Origin of the sequence: Mesorhizobium sp. M7A.F.Ca.CA.004.12.1.1, from assembly GCF_003997835.1 — a bacterium.
Classification (GTDB): Bacteria; Pseudomonadota; Alphaproteobacteria; order Rhizobiales; family Rhizobiaceae; genus Mesorhizobium.
This window is the reverse complement of sequence record NZ_RZRK01001141.1, coordinates 1-1,431: the sequence shown is the minus strand read 5'-3', so window position 1 is coordinate 1,431 and position 1,431 is coordinate 1. Positions and strand designations below refer to the sequence as shown.

Here is a 1,431-nt window from a genome sequence, read left to right as displayed (position 1 = left end):
GCTTTATGGGTGGCGCGACCGGTTCCGGCCTCGACATCATCGGCGGCAACGTCGTCGATGCCCGCAAAGTGGTCTTCACCATCAACCGCAACCAGCTGCGCGGCGTCATGCAGGCTCGCATCCCTGACGACAATTCGATGACAGTGACTATTGCCGTGCGCGTCGACGACCAGTTGGTGCCGGTGATCGGCATGAGCTTGAAGCGCGTCGACGCAGTCGAAGTCGGCTCCATCGCGCCGAACTGAAATCGCGCCGAACTGAAAATCCGAAAAAAAGGCGGCGACCCCACGGTCACCGCCCTCTCCCTTGACCCATCGAATCAGGCGCTTAGGCCTTGATCTCAAATCAGGGCGTTAGCCTTTGATTGTGGCCGTCAGTTCGTCATAGGCCTTGCAGGCGTCGGCCAATGTCGTAGCGCCCTGATACTTGGTTGTCACCGCCTGGACCTTGGCCGTCAGATCAGCCGCTTTGGACGGGTCCTTGGTAATCGCTTCCTGCAGCGCGGTAGCCATGTCCTGCGCCTTCTTGGTCGCGATTTCCGCCGTGCACTCGGGCGCCTTCGAGCAAGCCGAACCGGCAAGCACCGCCAGGCCGACGGCAACAAACAAAAACTTCTTCATGTCAGTCATCTCCTCAAAAAGGGCGCGACTTGATCGTCGATCACCCTCCAATGGCCGAAGCCGAGCGTCCTTAGCCTTCGATTGCGGCAAGATGCAACGTGTTCCCGGCCTCAACTTGTGTATCGCGCCTGCAACATCGGCGGCGGCCCGGATTCAGGCTATTTTATCAGCGGCAGCAAAGTTCAGCTGCGTGGCTGCAGCAGCGCCAAGACGGCGGTCGATGCGGCAAGGACAGCGGTCAGAGTCAAAGGCCCGGTCGCGCCATAGGTGTCCACGACATAGCCGCCGACAACCGCGCCGATGGTGATGGCAATTTGGAAAGAGGTGACCATCAGGCTGCCCGCTGCCTCCAGCGCATCAGGCGCCGCGCGCGACATATTGGTCGGCAGCACCACCGGCGCCATGCCAAAGGCGAAACCCCACAGCGTAACGAAGCCGAAGGCAACGCCCATATGCGAGCCCCAAAGCACCAAAGTAAGTGCCGCAACCGCCATCAACGCCGCGGTGACTGCGAGGGCCATGTGGATGTTGGTGTCGGCCATGCGGCCGCCGGCAACATTACCGATCACGGCAGCGATGCCAAACCCGAGCAGAGCCAGGGCAATCGGTCCGGTTGTAAGGAGTGTCACCTGTTCGAGGAAGGGACGCACATAGACCGAGCCGGCAAAATGCCCCGTCATCAGCAAAACAATAGCCAGCATGCCGAGTTGGATGCCGCGCCGCCGGGTCAGCCGAAATACATCTGCAAGGCTGTTGCTTGCCGTTGCAGGCAAGGTCGGCAGGCTGAGAAACTGCAGCAGCATGGCAAGCG

1 protein-coding gene and 2 pseudogenes are annotated in these 1,431 nt (G+C 60.8%); 1 reads left to right on the top strand and 2 read right to left on the bottom strand.

Annotation, left to right across the window (positions count from 1 at the left end; genetic code table 11):
* Window positions 1–245: pseudogene (locus tag EN984_RS34505) on the top strand (hypothetical protein); the annotation flags it as partial.
* A 108-nt stretch (window positions 246–353) separates the two neighbouring features.
* On the opposite strand, the gene EN984_RS34500 reads toward EN984_RS34505, so the two are convergent.
* Both EN984_RS34500 and EN984_RS34495 read right to left on the bottom strand, forming a co-directional pair.
* Window positions 354–620 carry a hypothetical protein gene (locus EN984_RS34500; RefSeq protein ID WP_127271315.1) on the bottom strand — a complete coding sequence of 89 codons (267 nt, stop codon included), beginning with the start codon at window positions 618–620 and terminating at the stop codon, window positions 354–356.
* A gap of 182 nt (window positions 621–802) precedes the next feature.
* Window positions 803–1,431: pseudogene (locus EN984_RS34495) on the bottom strand (MFS transporter); the annotation flags it as partial.

Excerpts from the sequence above, each read along its gene's own strand:
- EN984_RS34500 (WP_127271315.1), bottom strand. The coding sequence starts at position 620 with ATGAAGAAGTTTTTGTTTGTTGCCGTCGGCCTGGCGGTGCTTGCCGGT.